Annotated in this window: 18 protein-coding genes; all 18 read left to right on the plus strand. The window is 44.6% G+C overall.

The window, feature by feature from the left end:
- Window positions 1–46 precede the first annotated feature (46 nt).
- Window positions 47–628 (plus strand): elongation factor P, encoded by a 582-nt coding sequence (efp, locus tag AC5SXE_RS06750; protein ID WP_303884306.1) that lies wholly within the window; start codon window positions 47–49, stop codon window positions 626–628.
- Window positions 629–631: 3 nt separating this feature from the next.
- The gene (locus AC5SXE_RS06755) at window positions 632–1,054 is read left to right on the plus strand and encodes a hypothetical protein (protein WP_493916986.1); all 423 of its coding nucleotides are present in this window, start codon (window positions 632–634) and stop codon (window positions 1,052–1,054) included.
- 2 nt (window positions 1,055–1,056) lie between these two features.
- The gene (locus tag AC5SXE_RS06760; protein WP_303884309.1) at window positions 1,057–1,539 is read left to right on the plus strand and encodes an Asp23/Gls24 family envelope stress response protein; all 483 of its coding nucleotides are present in this window, start codon (window positions 1,057–1,059) and stop codon (window positions 1,537–1,539) included.
- A gap of 54 nt (window positions 1,540–1,593) precedes the next feature.
- Window positions 1,594–2,070 (plus strand): hypothetical protein, encoded by a 477-nt coding sequence (locus AC5SXE_RS06765; protein ID WP_493916987.1) that lies wholly within the window; start codon window positions 1,594–1,596, stop codon window positions 2,068–2,070.
- A 17-nt stretch (window positions 2,071–2,087) separates the two neighbouring features.
- Window positions 2,088–2,543 (plus strand): transcription antitermination factor NusB, encoded by a 456-nt coding sequence (nusB, locus tag AC5SXE_RS06770; RefSeq protein WP_303884312.1) that lies wholly within the window; start codon window positions 2,088–2,090, stop codon window positions 2,541–2,543.
- Window positions 2,518–3,762 carry an exodeoxyribonuclease VII large subunit gene (xseA, locus tag AC5SXE_RS06775; protein ID WP_323721475.1) on the plus strand — a complete coding sequence of 415 codons (1,245 nt, stop codon included), beginning with the start codon at window positions 2,518–2,520 and terminating at the stop codon, window positions 3,760–3,762. The genes nusB and xseA overlap by 26 nt, the downstream gene beginning before the upstream one ends.
- A gap of 31 nt (window positions 3,763–3,793) precedes the next feature.
- Complete coding sequence (mtnA, locus tag AC5SXE_RS06780) at window positions 3,794–4,876, plus strand: S-methyl-5-thioribose-1-phosphate isomerase (RefSeq protein ID WP_493917291.1); 1,083 nt, start codon at window positions 3,794–3,796, stop codon at window positions 4,874–4,876.
- Window positions 4,877–4,916: 40 nt separating this feature from the next.
- Window positions 4,917–6,161, plus strand: coding sequence for an adenosylhomocysteinase (locus tag AC5SXE_RS06785; RefSeq protein ID WP_493916988.1), 1,245 nt, complete (start codon window positions 4,917–4,919; stop codon window positions 6,159–6,161).
- Window positions 6,158–7,492, plus strand: a complete 1,335-nt coding sequence (locus AC5SXE_RS06790) for an amidohydrolase (protein ID WP_493916989.1) — start codon at window positions 6,158–6,160, stop codon at window positions 7,490–7,492. Before AC5SXE_RS06785 ends, AC5SXE_RS06790 begins: the two co-directional genes overlap by 4 nt.
- A 63-nt stretch (window positions 7,493–7,555) precedes the next feature.
- Complete coding sequence (alaS, locus tag AC5SXE_RS06795) at window positions 7,556–10,198, plus strand: alanine--tRNA ligase (protein ID WP_493916990.1); 2,643 nt, start codon at window positions 7,556–7,558, stop codon at window positions 10,196–10,198.
- Between the two features lie 3 nt (window positions 10,199–10,201).
- Window positions 10,202–10,642: a Holliday junction resolvase RuvX gene (gene ruvX / locus AC5SXE_RS06800; RefSeq protein ID WP_493916991.1), complete on the plus strand. Its 441-nt coding sequence runs from the start codon at window positions 10,202–10,204 to the stop codon at window positions 10,640–10,642.
- A gap of 66 nt (window positions 10,643–10,708) precedes the next feature.
- On the plus strand, window positions 10,709–11,665 hold the full coding sequence (gene miaA, locus AC5SXE_RS06805; RefSeq protein WP_493916992.1) for a tRNA (adenosine(37)-N6)-dimethylallyltransferase MiaA: 957 nt from the start codon (window positions 10,709–10,711) through the stop codon (window positions 11,663–11,665).
- A 6-nt stretch (window positions 11,666–11,671) separates the two neighbouring features.
- On the plus strand, window positions 11,672–12,505 hold the full coding sequence (gene ispH / locus AC5SXE_RS06810; RefSeq protein WP_493916993.1) for a 4-hydroxy-3-methylbut-2-enyl diphosphate reductase: 834 nt from the start codon (window positions 11,672–11,674) through the stop codon (window positions 12,503–12,505).
- Window positions 12,506–12,525: 20 nt separating this feature from the next.
- Window positions 12,526–14,097 carry a 30S ribosomal protein S1 gene (gene rpsA / locus AC5SXE_RS06815; protein ID WP_493916994.1) on the plus strand — a complete coding sequence of 524 codons (1,572 nt, stop codon included), beginning with the start codon at window positions 12,526–12,528 and terminating at the stop codon, window positions 14,095–14,097.
- A gap of 116 nt (window positions 14,098–14,213) precedes the next feature.
- The gene (gene def, locus AC5SXE_RS06820) at window positions 14,214–14,711 is read left to right on the plus strand and encodes a peptide deformylase (RefSeq protein WP_493916995.1); all 498 of its coding nucleotides are present in this window, start codon (window positions 14,214–14,216) and stop codon (window positions 14,709–14,711) included.
- Window positions 14,708–15,643, plus strand: a complete 936-nt coding sequence (gene fmt / locus AC5SXE_RS06825; protein ID WP_493916996.1) for a methionyl-tRNA formyltransferase — start codon at window positions 14,708–14,710, stop codon at window positions 15,641–15,643. Before def ends, fmt begins: the two co-directional genes overlap by 4 nt.
- Window positions 15,640–16,362 (plus strand): hypothetical protein, encoded by a 723-nt coding sequence (locus AC5SXE_RS06830; protein WP_493916997.1) that lies wholly within the window; start codon window positions 15,640–15,642, stop codon window positions 16,360–16,362. Before fmt ends, AC5SXE_RS06830 begins: the two co-directional genes overlap by 4 nt.
- A complete protein-coding gene (locus AC5SXE_RS06835; protein WP_303884325.1) occupies window positions 16,363–16,578 on the plus strand; it encodes a 4Fe-4S dicluster domain-containing protein in 216 nt (71 codons plus the stop codon).
- The last annotated feature ends 16 nt before the right edge of the window (window positions 16,579–16,594 follow it).

Raw genomic sequence — 16,594 nt, forward strand, 5'->3', positions numbered from 1 at the left:
ATGTATAAGATAAATTTAATAAAATCATGAATTAGGAGGATATTATATGGCTCAAATAGTGGACACGAGCAGTTTCAGACAAGGCATGATGATAAAGTGGGAGGACGGTATATGGGAGATCATCGATTGCCAACATCATAAAATGGGTCGTGGCGGAGCGATCGTGAGGACAAAGCTCCGCAATATTTCCTCAGGGGCTATCATTGAGACGTCTTTTAGGTCAGGGGAAAGATTTGAGAGGGTGATCTTTGACGAGAGGAAGGCACAGTATATCTACAGAGAAGGGGACAATTACGTCTTTATGGACCTGGAAAATTACGACCAGATATATATTCATGATTCAGTTCTTGGTGAAAAAGCTGCATACTTGAGCGATAACTTAGAAGTGGTCTTGAAGCTATACGAAGGAAGGGTCGTAGGAGTAGATTTACCCAATACGGTTTCGCTAAAGGTAGTTGATACTCCTCCAGGCTATAAAGGGGACACAGTATCTGGAGGTGACAAACCAGCTACACTCGAGACAGGATTGACCATAACCGTTCCCATGTTCATAGAAGTAGGAGACTCTGTGCTAGTCGATACTCGGACGGGAGAATATCTTGAAAGGGATAAATCTAAGGAGGAATAAACCTTGAGCTTGGAAGAAAGCGTGGAAGAACTTCGAGAACTATTGCTTGAGACATCTTCCTCCGATGCTTGCCCTAAAGCAAGAGAGACCTGGATAAAGGTGCTAGATGCACTGTTGTGTGAAATCAAAACCTTACGTGCTAAAATTGAAGGGGAAAGTAAGAAGCTTGAGAAACTTACTTCCCTTTGTGCTAAAATTTGTTCAGATTTTGACAACCTTAAAGAGGCCTTCGAGGATCTATGCGAATATTATGAAGACGATTTTAATATCAAAGAGGCATTGATCGACCATTACGAGTCGGCAATTTGCCCCGAATGTGAACATGAATTTATGTTTAATCCGGACCTCCTTGGAAAAGAAGAGTTTTTGATATGTCCCAATTGTGGCCGACTAGTGGACCAAAAGAAGTCAAATATGGAGGGATAGATATGGACGAAGAAAGAGAAAAATATTTGAATGATTCGCAAACAGCTGACGAACAAAGCAGCCAACAAGAAGTTGAAGCAAAGGCGAGCGAAGAAAAGATTGATTTAAAAGAAGGCCAACCTGAGGGCGAAGTAAAAATAGCCGAGGAAGTCATATCGCAAATGGCCATCGAAGCCTTAAAAAGCGTGCCGGGCGTGTTGCCAGCAAGCTCAGGCCTGGTCGCCAATTTGCGCTTGGGGCGGAGGCCAGTCAGCGGCGTTAAAATCACAATAGAAGAAGGATTCCCCAACGAGGTAATCGTAGATACCTATATTTCCGTGAAGTACGGTCTCAGAATTCCGGATGTTGCTTGGGATGTGCAAGAAGCCATCAAAAATCAAATCGAAAATTATACCGGTTACATTGTCAAAGCCGTGAACGTCCATGTTCAAGGCATCCATTTCACTGAAAACAAACCCCAAGATCAAGATACGGTTATGCCTTAATAATCATAAAAAATTATGCACACACGAAGGCACTTTAAAGGAGTTACATAAATTATGGAATATTACTGGCACAAGAGCAATCTGGGCGATCTTTGGCTTTGCAAAGATGCCATCACATCCTTGGCAAACATGAACATGCCCGACGGATATCGGGCGATAGATGCTACATTGCTCGGAGAAGAGGGCGTGGCAAGTCTTGTCATCGCTGCTCCGCCCGATAAAGATTTGAAAGCTGAAGAGCAATTAAAAGCAAAGCTGGATCACCTTTTCGCTCCTTTGGGCCTAAAAGTACAAGTATCTTGGGCTGCCAAGGGAGAGGACATTGACCTTTTGAGTTTGATTGATAAACTTAGAAAACGTCCTATATTTTGGGCAATAACCGTCTCAATAGTAGTAGGAATATCGCAACTTGGCATAAAGGGCTTGGGCCTTTGCGTATTATTTGGCCTGATAGGATGGGTAGTTGCCGAGGCAATCATAAGTGGTAAGTTAAGCAATCTTATATCACACTTTATGGATAAAAGGCATTAGACAGGAGGCAGGGTGATTTGTCTTTGCTTCAACAACAGCGACGGAGGGCAAGAGAAATAGCCTTACAGTTATTATATGCCCTTGATATGAGAAGCGATCAAACCCCCGATGAGGCGATCGCCCTTTTCCCGTGCGAGGGGGAATCAGACGAAGTCTTAAGATATGCAACTTGGCTCGTCAAAGGAATTTGGGGGAAAAGGGTGGAAATCGACAATCTCATAAGGATGCACATCACGGGTTGGCGGCCAGAACGCATGGTAACGGTTGACCTTGAAGCAATTAGACTCGCCCTGTATGAGGGCCTTTTCAGCAAAGTAGTGCCCATACCGGTAGCAATTTCCGAGGCAATAGAATTGGCCAAACGTTTCGGAACAGAAAATTCCGGTAGATTTGTCAACGGAGTATTAGGGAAGATCGTAAGATCTCTTGCCGAAGGAGAGGATAAAGGTGCCAAGGGAAATGCCTCTGCTTAACGATCTGGCAAAGAACTCTCAAGTTATTTCCGTTGACGAGCTTACATTTTACCTTAAAGATTTAATCGAAAACAATCCCTTACTCAGGAACATCGCCGTAAAGGGAGAGATCATAGAAATTAAGCGCCATAACAGTGGCCACGTTTATTTTTCGATTGGCAGCAAACAGGCCCGATTGTCTTGTGTCATGTTTAAAAGCAACGCTAACTACGTTCCTCTTTGGCCGCAAACCGGTGACGACGTGATAGTGCAAGGATATATTGGTATTTATCCACCCCAGGGAACCTATCAATTGTATGCGCGAAATATATTGCCCCTGGGCAAGGGAGCCCAGATGAGGGCAAAGGAAGAGCTCAAAAAGAGACTCGAGAAAGAGGGGCTCTTTGACCCCAGGATCAAAAGAAAACTTCCTCCCTACCCAAACAAAGTGGGAGTTGTAACATCACAAACTGGCGCTGCCGTGAAAGACGTCATTAGAGTCGCTAAAAAGCGATTTCCGCAATGTGTAATATACATTTTTCCCGCTTTGGTTCAGGGAATAGAAGCTCCCCAAGATATAGTAAGGGCCATGCAATTGACCGCCACCAAAGATCTTGATGCGGTACTTTTAGTGCGAGGAGGGGGAAGCCGTGATGATTTGGCTCCCTTCGACGATGAGAGGGTCGTGCGGAGCATCAGGGCCTGTCCCTTTCCAGTTGTAACTGGAGTAGGACATGAGATAGACTGGACTTTGTCCGATCTTGCCGCTGACCTTCGTGCTTCTACACCCTCGGCAGCTGCAGAAATAGTTTTCCCTGATCGTGATGAAATTTACAAACAAACTTACCACATGAAGGCAAGACTGGTATCTCTTGCAGCGCATCGATGTCAAAGGGAATTTAATTTGTGCGAAAGGCAATTAACTAGATTGCAAAATACGATAAAAAACCTTTACCTTTATCCGGTAAGCTTGGAAGTAGCCCAAAAAGCACAGACCCTTTCCCAAAGCACAAGCAAAATAATAGCCAACATGAAAGAAAGGCTGACCCACGCAGCCGCTTCCCTAGACGCTTTGTCTCCCCTTAAGTCACTATCCAGAGGATGGATAACCTGCCTATCTGAAGAGGAAAAACCCATAACTTCCATATATCAAGTCGAGGTTGGCGATAAAGTTTTCCTATGCATGATAGATGGAAGAGTTAAAACCGAGGTAAAATCCTTGCATCCCAAAGGGAAATAAATAGAAAACTAAGGAGTGACCACAGTTGCCCATGCCTGATCCAATAAAATGGGATGATGGTTTTTTATATTTATTGGACCAAAGAAAAATACCTTTTGAAATTACATATGTAAAATGCGCAAACTGCACCGACGTCGCCAAGGCCATTGAAAAGATGATTGTAAGGGGAGCTCCAGCAATAGGCATTGCCGCCGCTTATGGCGTAGTTTTAGCAAGCGAGGGTGGACCACGAGAGATTCAAAGAGGAATCGAACGTCTTTCAAGAACACGCCCCACGGCGGTAAACCTCTTTTGGGCCCTAAAAAAAATGGAAAACGCGGTGTCAAGCTTTCTAGACAAAACGACGGAAGATGACTGGGATGCTCACGTTCCCAAGAAACTGCTCAAGGACAAACTTTTAAAAACAGCCCAAGGCATCCACGAAGAAGAAAGACAAATAGAAAAATTAATTGCCATTTACGGTCAATCGATGTTGCCTCAAAAATGTCGCGTATTGACTCACTGCAACGCAGGGGGATTGGCAACCGGTGGCATAGGCACCGCCTTGGGAATATTAAAAATAGCCCAAAAAATGGGAAAGGAGATTCAAGTTTACTGCGATGAAACTCGGCCCCTTCTTCAGGGAGCCAGGTTATCTTCCTGGGAGCTGTGGATAGAAGGACTGGAAGTTATCGTCATATGTGATGATATGGCCGCCTTTTTGATGAAAAAAGGTGCAGTTGACTTGGTGATCGTAGGAGCGGATAGAATAGCCTTAAACGGCGATACGGCAAACAAAATTGGGACTTATAATTTAGCCGTGCTATGCAAATATCACGACATTCCCTTTTACGTGGCAGCTCCAAGAAGTACAATCGATATTGATTTAACAGATGGAGAGGCCATCCCCATAGAAGAAAGAAATCCTGATGAGGTACGCACCTTTGGTGGCATCAAGATTTTTCCCGATGACATTTCGGTTTGGAATCCTGCTTTCGATGTAACACCTAATGGCTTGATTTCCGGAATAATCACCGAAGTAGGCATTTTAAAAAAACCTTATGAGGAGTCAATTGCCAAAGCAATGGTAGCGTCAGTAAATTTTAAAGATATCCAACGAGCTGGCTTTGAATAAAAGCCAAGTTATAATGAACTAAAACAGGGAGGGTTAAGACATGGAAGAATATCGTATAGCTAATCCTGCTTTGGCGGATCAGGGCAAAATAAAAATTGCCTGGGCGTGGAATTTCATGCCTGTATTAAAACTCCTTCAGGAAAAATATAAAAAAGAACGCCCGTTAAACGGCATAAGAGTTGCTGCCTGTCTACATCTCGAGGCTAAGACCGCATGTCTGTTAAGGGCCCTGAGGGCTTTAGGCGCAGATGTAGTGGCTGCAGGAAGCAACCCCTTATCCACTCAAGATGACGTTTGCGCCGCCTTAGTGGCAAACGGCATAAAAGTATACAGCTGGCACGGCATGACGATGGAGGAATATTACGGAAACCTGCATGCGTTGCTTGCGTGGTCGCCACAAATACTGATAGATGATGGTGGCGATCTCGTAACGCTCATACATAAACAAAGACCCGATCTCCTGCCATACATTAAAGGCGGATGTGAGGAAACCACAACAGGCGTAAAGAGATTAAAAGCCATGTCAAGGGAAGGAATTCTCGCCTTTCCCATGCTCGCCGTCAACGATGCATTAAGCAAACATCTCTTTGACAATAGATACGGCACCGGCCAATCCGTGTGGGACGCCGTATGCAGGCTGACAAACATGCTCGTGGCAGGAAAAGAAGTCGTCGTGTGCGGATATGGATGGTGTGGCAGGGGAGTTGCCTCGAGAGCTTCTGGGTTAGGAGCACGCGTAACAATAGTTGAATCCGATCCTCATAGAGCTTTGGAAGCCTATATGGACGGCTTTTACGTCACGGACATGGCAACGGCAGCATGTACCGGAGACATATTTATAACCACCACCGGAAACATTAATGTGATAAGAAAAGAGCACTTCGCCGTCATGAAAGATGGAGTGATTTTGGCAAACGCAGGCCACTTCGACGTTGAAATATCCTGTATAGACTTGAGCGAAATATCTGCCAAAAAAATGCCAACCCGTCAAGGCGTAACCACTTACATAACAGATGACGGAAGGTCTTTTCACCTTTTAGTCGAGGGTAGACTCGTAAACCTGGCCGGCGGAGATGGACATCCGATCGAAATAATGGACCTGTCCTTTGCGCTTCAGTTGTTATCGGTGCTTTACATCAACGAAAACGACCTGGAACCAGGTCTTTATCCTGTTCCAGTGGACATCGACAAGAAGGTTGCACATTTGAAGCTTGAGGCCTTGGGAATTAAACTTGAAAAGTTGACACCGGAACAAGAAGAGTACATGGGAAGGTGGGAAGAATGACCAGTTGTCACTTTGAACCTGAGTCCGATAGAGAAACAGATCTGATCTTCAGAGATGCCGTCGTGTTGGACGGATCGCGTGAGAAGGCAGAAGTATGTGATATCGCGGTAACGCAAGGCCACATATCTCATATACTCTCGGGAGAACAAAGATCAAGTATAAAAGCCAAAGAAGAATACCTATGTCAAGGCAAGAAAGCTCTGCTGCCGGGTTTTGCAAACGCTCATACACATGCGGCTATGACGTTGCTTCGAGGGTTGGGAGAAGAAACACCCTTGAAGGATTGGCTTGAAAAACACATCTGGCCAGTAGAAGAGCGTCTTAAACCTCGCCACATAAGGATTGGGACTCAACTTGGAGTAATTGAAATGGCGAGGTCAGGCATTACATGTTTTGGAGATATGTATTTTCACATGGATGAAGTTGCAAATGTTGCCATGGAAGCTGGGATGAGATGCGGTCTTTGTCAAGGCTTGATCGGCAAGCCTCCTATTTTCTCGTTAAAATTAAAGGAGGGAATAAAACTTTACGATCGCTGGCATGGTAAAGATGACTTAATAACGGTTCAGCTTGGACCTCACGCCCCTTATACCGTTTCTGTGAAATCGCTTTCCCGCGTTGCTGAGGCTGCCAGAGGGCTCGGCATAGGAATACACACTCATTGGCTCGAGACGGAGTGGGAGGTGGGATATATAAAGGAAGAATTAAAAAAAGATCCGATTGACCTGCTTTATGAAACGGGCCTTACGGATGCCTCTCACCTCATCTTGGCTCACGGGGTTTGGTTTCCCCAGAATAGACTGCAGGAAATTGCAAGGGACAACGTCACGGTCGTTCACAATCCAAGCAGTAATTTAAAGCTTGGAAGCGGTTTTGCTCCTGTATCGCAGATGATTGAAAGAGGAGTCAACGTAGCCTTGGGCAGCGATGGAGCAGCGAGCAACAACAGATTAGACCTTTGGCTTGAAATGCGAACGGCTTCCTTGATTCAAAAGGGTTACCACAGGGATCCCACCTTGATTAAATCGAAAGATGCGATTAAAATGGCAACTTACGCCGGACATAAGGCGCTGGGTTTTTCCGAAGTTGGCCTCATAAAAAAAGGCTGGAATGCGGACTTTGTCGTGGTAGATTTGGACAACCCGCGTTATGTTGGATGGAACTGCGATAACTTGGCAAGCTTCATAGTTTTTTCTGGAAGTTCAAGAGACATTTGCGGGACCATGATAAAGGGAAAATGGATATATAAAGATGGCGAATTTACTACTATGGACTATGAAAAGATTCAACACGAGGCAAGAAACGCGAGAGACGAATTAATGGCCCTTTAGTTTGCAATGAATTATAATTATATTTTAAGCCTTGCACACCTCGAAAGGAGGATTCAATTTCCCGTGAAAAAAAGAAGCGGAAAAGAATTAAGAGAACTTTTTCTATCTTATTTCGAACAAAAGGGACATAAAAGGTATCCCAGTTTCAGCTTAATCCCCGACGACCCATCCTTGCTTTTTACCATAGCAGGCATGGTTCCCTTTAAACCCTATTTCCTGGGGCTCAAAAAACCCGAGGTTTTAAGGGCCACGACCTCTCAAAAGTGCCTGCGCACCAGTGACATAGAAAACGTAGGGAGAACCTCAAGGCATCATACCTTCTTTGAAATGTTGGGGAACTTCAGCTTTGGCGATTACTTTAAGGAAAAGGCCATTCCCTGGGCATGGGAGTTTTTGACAGAGGTAATTGGTCTTTCTCCGGAAAGGTTATACGCTACCATATATCTGGATGACGACGAGGCCTTCGAAATATGGCGCACTGCTGTAGGGCTTCCTAAAGATAGGATAGTGCGGATGGGGGAAGAGGACAACTTTTGGGCTGCCGGACCGGTAGGCCCATGTGGTCCCTGTTCCGAGCTCATTTACGATCAAGGACCCGCGTTTTCCTGCGGAAAGCCCGATTGTTTTGTGGGTTGTGACTGCGATAGATATCTGGAGGTATGGAACTTGGTGTTTATGCAGTACAACAGGGATGAGGAGGGCAACCTCACGCCGTTGCCGAAGAAAAACATTGATACCGGGTTAGGCTTGGAACGACTTGCCTCTATCGTTCAGGGTGTGAGGTCTGATTTCGAGACGGATTTATTCATGCCCCTCATAAACAAGATATCGAGCTTGTCCGGCGCGAGATACCTCGTAAACAAGCAATATGATACGGCCATGAGAGTTATTGCAGACCACATCAGGGCACTGGCTTTTATGATTGCCGACGGCGTCCTTCCCTCTAACGAAGGAAGGGGCTACGTATTGAGACGACTGCTTCGAAGAGCATCGCGCTATGGGCGATTGCTCGGCTTAGATAGGCCCTTTTTGATAGATTTGCTGCCTGAACTGATAGAAACTATGGCAGATCCATATAAAGAGTTGGTGGAATACAGGTCGACCATAGAGTCAGTCATCAGCGTGGAGGAGAAAAGATTTAGCCGGACATTAGATCAAGGCAGCACCCTGCTTGAAGAGGAGATATCTAAGATTACAAAGGAAGACGGTGTCATTTTACCCGGAGAAACAGCTTTCGTATTATACGATACTTACGGTTTTCCCTTAGAACTTACCGAGGAAATATGCCAGGAACATGGACTTAAGGTTGATAGGGAAGGGTTTATCAAATGCATGGAACACCAAAGGAAAACAGCTAGGGCGGCAAGCAAGCAGCTTAGCTCCGCGACAGAAACGGAGACCTATTCTTCGATCGCAGCTAAGTTAGGTTATACAGAATTTGTGGGCTACCAGACAAGCGAAGCAAGCGCCAAAGTGGTAGCAATACTCAAGGAATCCCAAGAAACACCAGAAGCCCATGAAGGAGAAGAGATAGAACTTTTCTTGGATAAAACTCCCTTTTACGCCGAGAAGGGCGGACAGGTAGGAGACAAAGGATGGATAGAGTCAGCTACTGCCAAGCTGGAGGTACTTGATGCTTATTATGTCCTTGATACTCTCATAGCACATAAGGCGATAGTCAAATCTGGGTATATAGCTGTCAACGATGAAGTGGAAGCAAAGGTGGACACCTCAAGGAGAAATGCAATCAGACGTCATCATACCTCTACGCACATAATACACGAAGCTCTTGTAAGGGTGCTTGGTTCGCACGTGCGTCAGGCCGGTTCGTATGTTTCTCCCGATTACTTGCGTTTCGACTTTACTCACTTTGATTTCATATCTCGGGAGGAATTGGTCGAAATCGAGCGCATTGCCAATGAGATTATCCAGATGAATATAAAGGTAAACGTATTCGAGACCACGATGGATAAAGCCAAAAAGATCGGTGCAAAGGCTTTTTTTGAGGAAAAATACGGGGAAATAGTTCGAGTGGTGCAAATACCCGGGTATTGTGCAGAGCTGTGCGGGGGTTTGCACGTAAACGCCACGGGCGATATAGGCGTGATAAAAATCGTGAGAGACGAAAACATCGGATCCGGTCTTAGACGTATCACAGCCCTTGCAGGCATGCCGGCAGTCCTTCATTATCAAGAATTGCACTTTTTGACAGAAGACTTAGCCGCGACGGCTGGTATCGAGACAAAGTACTTGAAAGAAAAGTTTACCTCGACACTGAAAGAACTAAAGGATATCAAGACGGAATTAAACAAGACAAAATTAAAGTTGGCTTTATCTCAATGCGAAAAAATTACATCCCAGCGTCAGATAGTGGGGGACGTAACCATTCTCGTGGGAAAATTTGATGATTTGGAAGCCGAAACCTTACGGGAAGTCGGAGATCATTTAAAGAAGGGTTTTAAAAAAGTTCTAATAGTACTAGGTAGCGTTTCTGACGAAAAAGTGCTGCTTGTAGCCATGGCGGACGATGAAGCTGTTAAAGAAGGCATTCATGCCGGGAAATTAATAAATAAAGTTGCAGCCATAGTTGACGGAGGCGGAGGAGGAAGGCCAAACATTGCCCAGGCTGGGGGAAAAGACGCAAGCAAGCTCGAAGAGGCTTTAAACTCCGTTCCCCGGATCCTGCAAGAGATGATGGAGGCATAAAGGTTGGGAAATATTTTAGCCTTAGACATAGGAAGCGTTCGTATCGGCGTGGCGATAAGCGACCCCTTAGGCATATTTGCCCAAGGGGTTGGTTTTTTAGATGCTAAGGGAAATTGGCTTGAAGATCTGGCTCGACTTATAAACGAGCATGACGTTTCAACCATAGTAGTGGGCCTTCCAGTCCGCACGTCGGGAAAACAAGACAAGGAAGCAAATGAAATTGTGTCTTTAGTGGAAAAATTAAAAAAGATATTTCCAGACATCACCTTCATACTTTGGGACGAACGATACACTACAGCAATGGCTCAAAAGTTTCTGCGTGAGTCTAACATGTCAGGGAAAAAAAGAAGGAGTAAGGTCGATATGGTTGCTGCTTCGCTCTTGCTTCAAAGCTACCTTGATTTTAAAAATTTATCGGATGACCCAAGAACCACCAAGGGCTAAAGAAGGTATCACTTGCCGTGAGGTTTCAAAACTTATATAAAACTCTTTAGTTTAGGGGGAAATGACGTGACCAAAAGCGAGGGCAAAATCCCCGTAGCTGCCATCATAGGCCCCACTGCTGTAGGCAAGACAGCGATCTCTCTTGAGATAGCACCTTTGATTAAGGGAGAGGTAATCTCTGTCGACTCAAGACAGGTCTACAGATACATGGACATAGGTACCGATAAGGTGTCAAGAAAAGAAAGGTTGCACACAATTCATCATCTCATAGATGTAGCGGATCCCGACGACACCTTTACGGCAGCCAGATTTGTAGAAGAAGCCAACAGCGCCATAAAGAGGATCACCGTTCGAAAAAAAAGACCGTTACTGGTCGGTGGAACACCTTTTTACTACAATTCTTTGTTTGCTGAGTTGCTTACGGCTTCACTCGAAAGTGATCCCGAGATAAGAAAGAGTTTGCTCCAAGAGGCAGAAACCAAGGGGAAAAAGCACCTATACCATAAATTAGAGGAGTCCGATCCTAAATTAGCATCGCGGATTCATCCTAACGACCTGGTCAGGATAGTCCGAGGCCTGGAAATACTTTACACGACCGGCAAACCTGCTTCTTGGTGGTATAAGCATGGCAAAAAAATCAAAAACCCTTACGATGTCCTTTATATTGGTATAATCAGGTCAAGAGAAATTGCTTATAAAAATATAGAACTTAGGGCAAAAGGTCAATTTCAAAGGGGTTTAATCGATGAAGTAAACTGGCTCCTAAAAAATGGTTTTGACGAAAGATTTGCCCCTATGCAGGGATTCGGATATAGAGAAGTCATTAAGTATCTACGAGGGCTTTACAGCATGGAGGAAGCTTTGGCATACTATATTAGGGCTACAAAATCCTTTTATAGAAGACAAATGACGTGGTTTAAAAAATTTAAGCCCGTCATGTGGTATGATTTAGATGAAACAAATAAAGAAACAGTAATTAATGATATCGTTGAGAAAATTTTAAAGCACACGGGAGCCGAGTAAGGAAATATGAGATTGGTCATTGGCAAACCATTGGGTTTCTGTTTTGGAGTAAAGCGAGCCATAGACAAACTTGAAGCGGCTTTGAAAGATTACGGCAAGGTCTACGCCCTAGGTAGCCCAATCCACAATGAGGAAGAAGTAAAGAGATTAATCTCCTTGGGATTGGAGTTAGTTGAAGAGGTAGAAGAATTACCACAGTCATCCGTCGTTTTCATAAGAGCTCATGGTACCACCCCCGAGATTCTCGAAAAAGCCCGGGAAAAGGGATGCACTATAATCGACGGAACATGCCCCTCCGTGAAGAACGCTCAAGAAAAAGCCCGCCTTTTATCCCGAGAAGGGTACGAAGTGATCGTAGTGGGAGATCCCAAACACCCTGAGGTTCAAAGTATTAAGGGGTGCACAGCGGGTCGGGCTAGTGTGGTCAGCTCCTCAAAGGATGTCACAGATTTTCCCAGCAAAGATAAAATCGGCGTGGTCTCTCAAACAACTCAAGAAGAAGGGACCTTGCTCTCCATCGTTAGCGTTCTTTTGCGAAAGGCCCGGGAATTAAGAGCCTATAATACAATTTGCAAGGCAACTTTACACAGACAGGAAACAGTGAGAAAATTAGCAGCTGAAACGGAAGGAATAATTGTGATCGGTGGACGCAACAGCACCAACACAGCTAAGCTCGTCGAGGTAGGCAAAAGGGAGGGAAGCGATGTCCTTTGCATCGCAAAACCTGACGAAATAGACAAATCTTGGTTGGAAAATAAACATATAATAGGCATAGCTGCCGGAGCATCGACTCCGGATTGGCTAATAAATGATGTAATTAATTCATTATCAAGTAGGTAGTTAAGGGAGGATGGTTGGTAATGGTTGAGGGAGAAAAGCGAGAGGGACAACAGCAAGTTGAAGCTGAGACGAAGGAGATCCCTCCCGCGCAGGAAAATCAAGAAACACAGGAAACACAAGAAACAGAAACACAAGAAACAATGGAGGAACTTATAACGAAGCACGGGCCAGAGAGCATACACAGAGGCAAGGTAGTGGAGGGCCTAATAATCGACAGCAATGACGATGGATGGTTAGTTGACATTGGATTTAAATGCGAAGGATTTCTGCCAAAGCGCGAGTGGACACATAGAATATTAGTTGACGATGGCAGGGAACCAAACGTTGGCGATAAAGTTCGCGCCGAAGTAACCCGGGTAGTCTATGGCGAGGAATCCCAGGTATTCCTAAGCCGATGGCGCTTGCTCTTCGACGAAAGATGGGATGAATTGGAAAAGACCTTGAAACAGGAAGAGACAATAAAGGTCCTGGGCCTGCGGAAGGTAAAGGGCGGTTTGATCGTCAACGTTCATGGACTAGAAGGTTTCATTCCAATTTCCCATTTAGCGGAAGAAGGCAGGATGGTGAACCCCTCTAAGTTCATCAATCAAGAAATAGAAGTAAAGTTGCTGGAAAAGGACCGCAGAAAAAGGAGACTAATCTTTTCGAGGAGATTGCTATTGGAAGAGGAAATCGCTCGCAAGAAGAAGGAATTCTTCGAAAACATAAAAGTTGGCGATGTGCTCGATGGGGTAGTAACCAGCATAACTTCCTTCGGAGCGTTCGTAGATTTAGGTCCCGTAGAGGGGTTGGTTCACATTAGTGAGCTTTCCTGGAGAAAAAACATAAAGCCACGTGATGTAGTTAAAAGAGGCAGTAAGATAAAAGTCAAGGTTTTAAGCATCGATCCTGAGCAGGAAAGGATTTCCTTAAGCATGAAACAAACCGAACCAGACCCGTGGGAAGTAATAGGAGAAGAAGTCAAACCGGGAGACAAAATCGTGGGTCGCATCACTAATACCGTGGACTTCGGCGCCTTTGTCGAGGTCAGACCAGGTGTAGAGGGTTTGATTCATATAAGCGACATTTCCTGGGGACATATAGATCACCCGCGCGAGATCTTAAAGAAAGGCCAGGAAATCGAGGTTCAAGTTTTAGATATCGATACAGATCAAAAAAGAATGAGCTTGGGATATAAGCAATTACACGATCCTTGGAACACTGTGGCGGAGCGTTACCAGCCTGGCCAGGATGTTGACGTCAAAGTCGTAAAGGTGGTCGATTTCGGCGCTTTTGTAGAAATTGAAAAAGGTGTGGAAGGGCTTGTTCATATATCCCAAATTTCCAGACGACATATTAATGATGTATCAAAGGTTTTAAAGAAGGGCAACGAAATAAGGGCTAGAATATTGGAAGTTGATCCTGAGGAAAAACGCATAAGATTAAGCATCAGAGCACTGGAAGAAGAGGAAGAAGAAAAACAGCGCCAACAAGAAAGAGAAGAAAGGCAAAACCAAGCCAATAAGGAGAATAAAGATAATCCTCTGGCCAAAGAAACCGAGGAAGCCATGGTAACAATAGGTGATGTCTTAAGGGATCAGCTCAAAGCCTAAGCCCCCTTTCTACGCCAAAATGTGTATGCTATAATCAAAACAAGAAAGTTAGTCTAAAAGGTAACAAAGAGGCGCTTTAAGAAATGCGCCTCTTTGTTCGGGAAAGGGGTATCAAGGTGGCAATTTTGGAGATCAGGGAATATCCCGATCCAATCCTTCGTGCCAAGAACAAAAAGGTAATCGTCTTTGATGACAGTCTAAAGAAAATAATAGATGATATGTTTGAAACAATGTATGCAAACGATGGATTGGGGTTGGCTGCCCCACAAGTTGGAATTAACCTTATGATAGCCGTTGTAGACCACGAAGGAAAAAAATTCACGCTAATTAACCCCGTCATTATAGAAAAAAAGGGAGAACAAGCGGGAGAGGAAGGATGTCTGAGTTTTCCCGGCGTGTTCGAGGAAATCAAAAGGCCTGAGACGGTGATAATAGAGGCTTATAATGAAGAGGGAGAAAAGTACACAGTGGAAGCATCAGGCATGCTGGCAAGGGCCTTTTGTCATGAAATAGATCATCTGCGGGGCAAGCTCATCATTGATTTAGTATCGCCCTTTAAGAGGAATTTAATCAAAAAAAGGTTAAAACGAATTAAAAAGGATGAAGCTCATTGAAGTTTTGGTATATGGCGTCAGGTTCCTGGGGTGCACAGTGCTTGCTTGAATTGACCAAAAAGGGTGTTTTTCCTGATTTGGTGGTCACATCGAATCCAAAGCCTTCTGGAAGAGGCTTAAAGTTAAGGCTTAACAAGGTCGAAGAAGTAGCAAATTCGCTAAAGTTAAATCTATGGAGGAGCGAAAATATCAATTTAGATGAAGCTCTCAAGGGAGAATTAGGAGCCCAAAAGCTCGATGTAATAATAGTGATAGACTTTGGACAAAAGGTGAAAGAACCTTTTCTATCCATCCCCAAGTTTGGCTGCATTAATTTACATCCCTCCCTTCTGCCCAAATATAGGGGAGCCGCCCCCATACAAAGGGCATTGATGGATGGTCAAAAAGTGACGGGTGTAACGGTGTTCAAACTAACAGAGCTGATGGACGCAGGGCCTATCTTGGCACAAGAAGAAGTTCCTATTGACATTGACGATACGGCTGGTATGTTAAGCGAGAAACTCCTTTCTGCGGGTGTGGATTTGCTTGTCACTGCTTTGAATTTACTCGTTGCCGGAACGGCCAAATTCAAAGAACAAGATGAGTCAACGGCTACATATGCACCCAAAATTACAAATGAAGAAGCTTTTTTTGACTTCGACAAAAAGGCAACTGAGATTCACAACAAAGTGAGGGCGTTAAATCCCAAGCCAGGTGCATATACTATCGTAAACAACAAGAGATTGAAGGTTTGGAGAACGAAATTGATCAATAAAGAAGAAACCTTAAGCACGCCAAGGACAATCCTAAGTATTGACGAGGGGTTTCCGGTAATCGCCTGCGGAAAGGGGGCGGTATCGCTACGGGAAGTCCAATGGGAAGGAAAGGCTATTATTGACGGACGATCATTCATAAACGGGTTGCGCTTACATGAGGGAGATGTGTTGCCTTGACAATTTGGGATGATATAAGACAGAAAGCTTTGATGAAATATCAATGGGGGAAAGTGATAGCGGTTACAGGAAGATTGGGTTCAGGGAAAACTGAATTTTTGCTCAACCTCGCAAGTGCATTTAAGACAATCGATGAAGATGTAACTGTAGTAGACGTTGACATTACGAACCCATATTTCTGCGTTAGAGAAATTGCGGCAAAGCTGCAAAAAGAAGGATACAGGGTTGTCACCCCTCCTGGAGAGACCAAATGGAGCGATCTGCCTCTAGTTAGTTCTGAAGTGCACTACGCAATCATGCAAGATAACAGGGTATTGCTAGACATCGGTGGTGACGAAAAGGGGGCCTTGGCGCTGACACAACTTCTTCCCGAAATTGAACAACAGGATCACTCTATCTTGTACGTAGTTAACCCCTTTAGGCCGATGAGTTCTACAGAAGAAGATATCACCAGGTTGAAAAACGGCATAGAAAGGACTTCAGGGTTATCTATCGATGGCATAATATGCAATCCCCATCTGGGGAGCGAAACCAGCAGCGAAGATATAGTTTCGGGGTATGAGGTAGTAAAAAGTTACTCTATACAAAATAATGTCCCTCTATACTATCTGAGTACCTTAACCTCGAACTATCATGATGTTGTAAATAGGGTTAAAGACGTCACGGTTTGGCCTCTAACCCGAAAAATTTTGATGCCTTGGGAAAGGAGTGAGGTTTGAATGCCCAAAGGGCGAATTGAGGTTTTGGAGGAAATGTGTAAAAGCTGTGGACTATGCGTTGAGGCCTGTCCCAACAAGGTACTTAAGATTTCCGATCGCATTAATAGCAAAGGCTACAGGCCTGCGGAACAGTACAAAGAAGGGTGTGTAGCTTGCAAGATGTGCGCTATGATGTGCCCTGACGTAGCAATTGAGGTATACCGCATAGAATCTTAACCAGGTGGAGGTGTGA

Source organism: Acetomicrobium sp. (assembly GCF_059026225.1).

Excerpts from the sequence above, each read along its gene's own strand:
- efp (WP_303884306.1), top strand. The coding sequence starts at position 47 with ATGGCTCAAATAGTGGACACGAGCAGTTTCAGACAAGGCATGATGATA.
- AC5SXE_RS06760 (WP_303884309.1), top strand. The coding sequence starts at position 1,057 with ATGGACGAAGAAAGAGAAAAATATTTGAATGATTCGCAAACAGCTGAC.
- AC5SXE_RS06765 (WP_493916987.1), top strand. The coding sequence starts at position 1,594 with ATGGAATATTACTGGCACAAGAGCAATCTGGGCGATCTTTGGCTTTGC.
- mtnA (WP_493917291.1), top strand. The coding sequence starts at position 3,794 with ATGCCTGATCCAATAAAATGGGATGATGGTTTTTTATATTTATTGGAC.
- AC5SXE_RS06785 (WP_493916988.1), top strand. The coding sequence starts at position 4,917 with ATGGAAGAATATCGTATAGCTAATCCTGCTTTGGCGGATCAGGGCAAA.
- AC5SXE_RS06790 (WP_493916989.1), top strand. The coding sequence starts at position 6,158 with ATGACCAGTTGTCACTTTGAACCTGAGTCCGATAGAGAAACAGATCTG.
- ispH (WP_493916993.1), top strand. The coding sequence starts at position 11,672 with ATGAGATTGGTCATTGGCAAACCATTGGGTTTCTGTTTTGGAGTAAAG.
- rpsA (WP_493916994.1), top strand. The coding sequence starts at position 12,526 with ATGGTTGAGGGAGAAAAGCGAGAGGGACAACAGCAAGTTGAAGCTGAG.
- AC5SXE_RS06835 (WP_303884325.1), top strand. The coding sequence starts at position 16,363 with ATGCCCAAAGGGCGAATTGAGGTTTTGGAGGAAATGTGTAAAAGCTGT.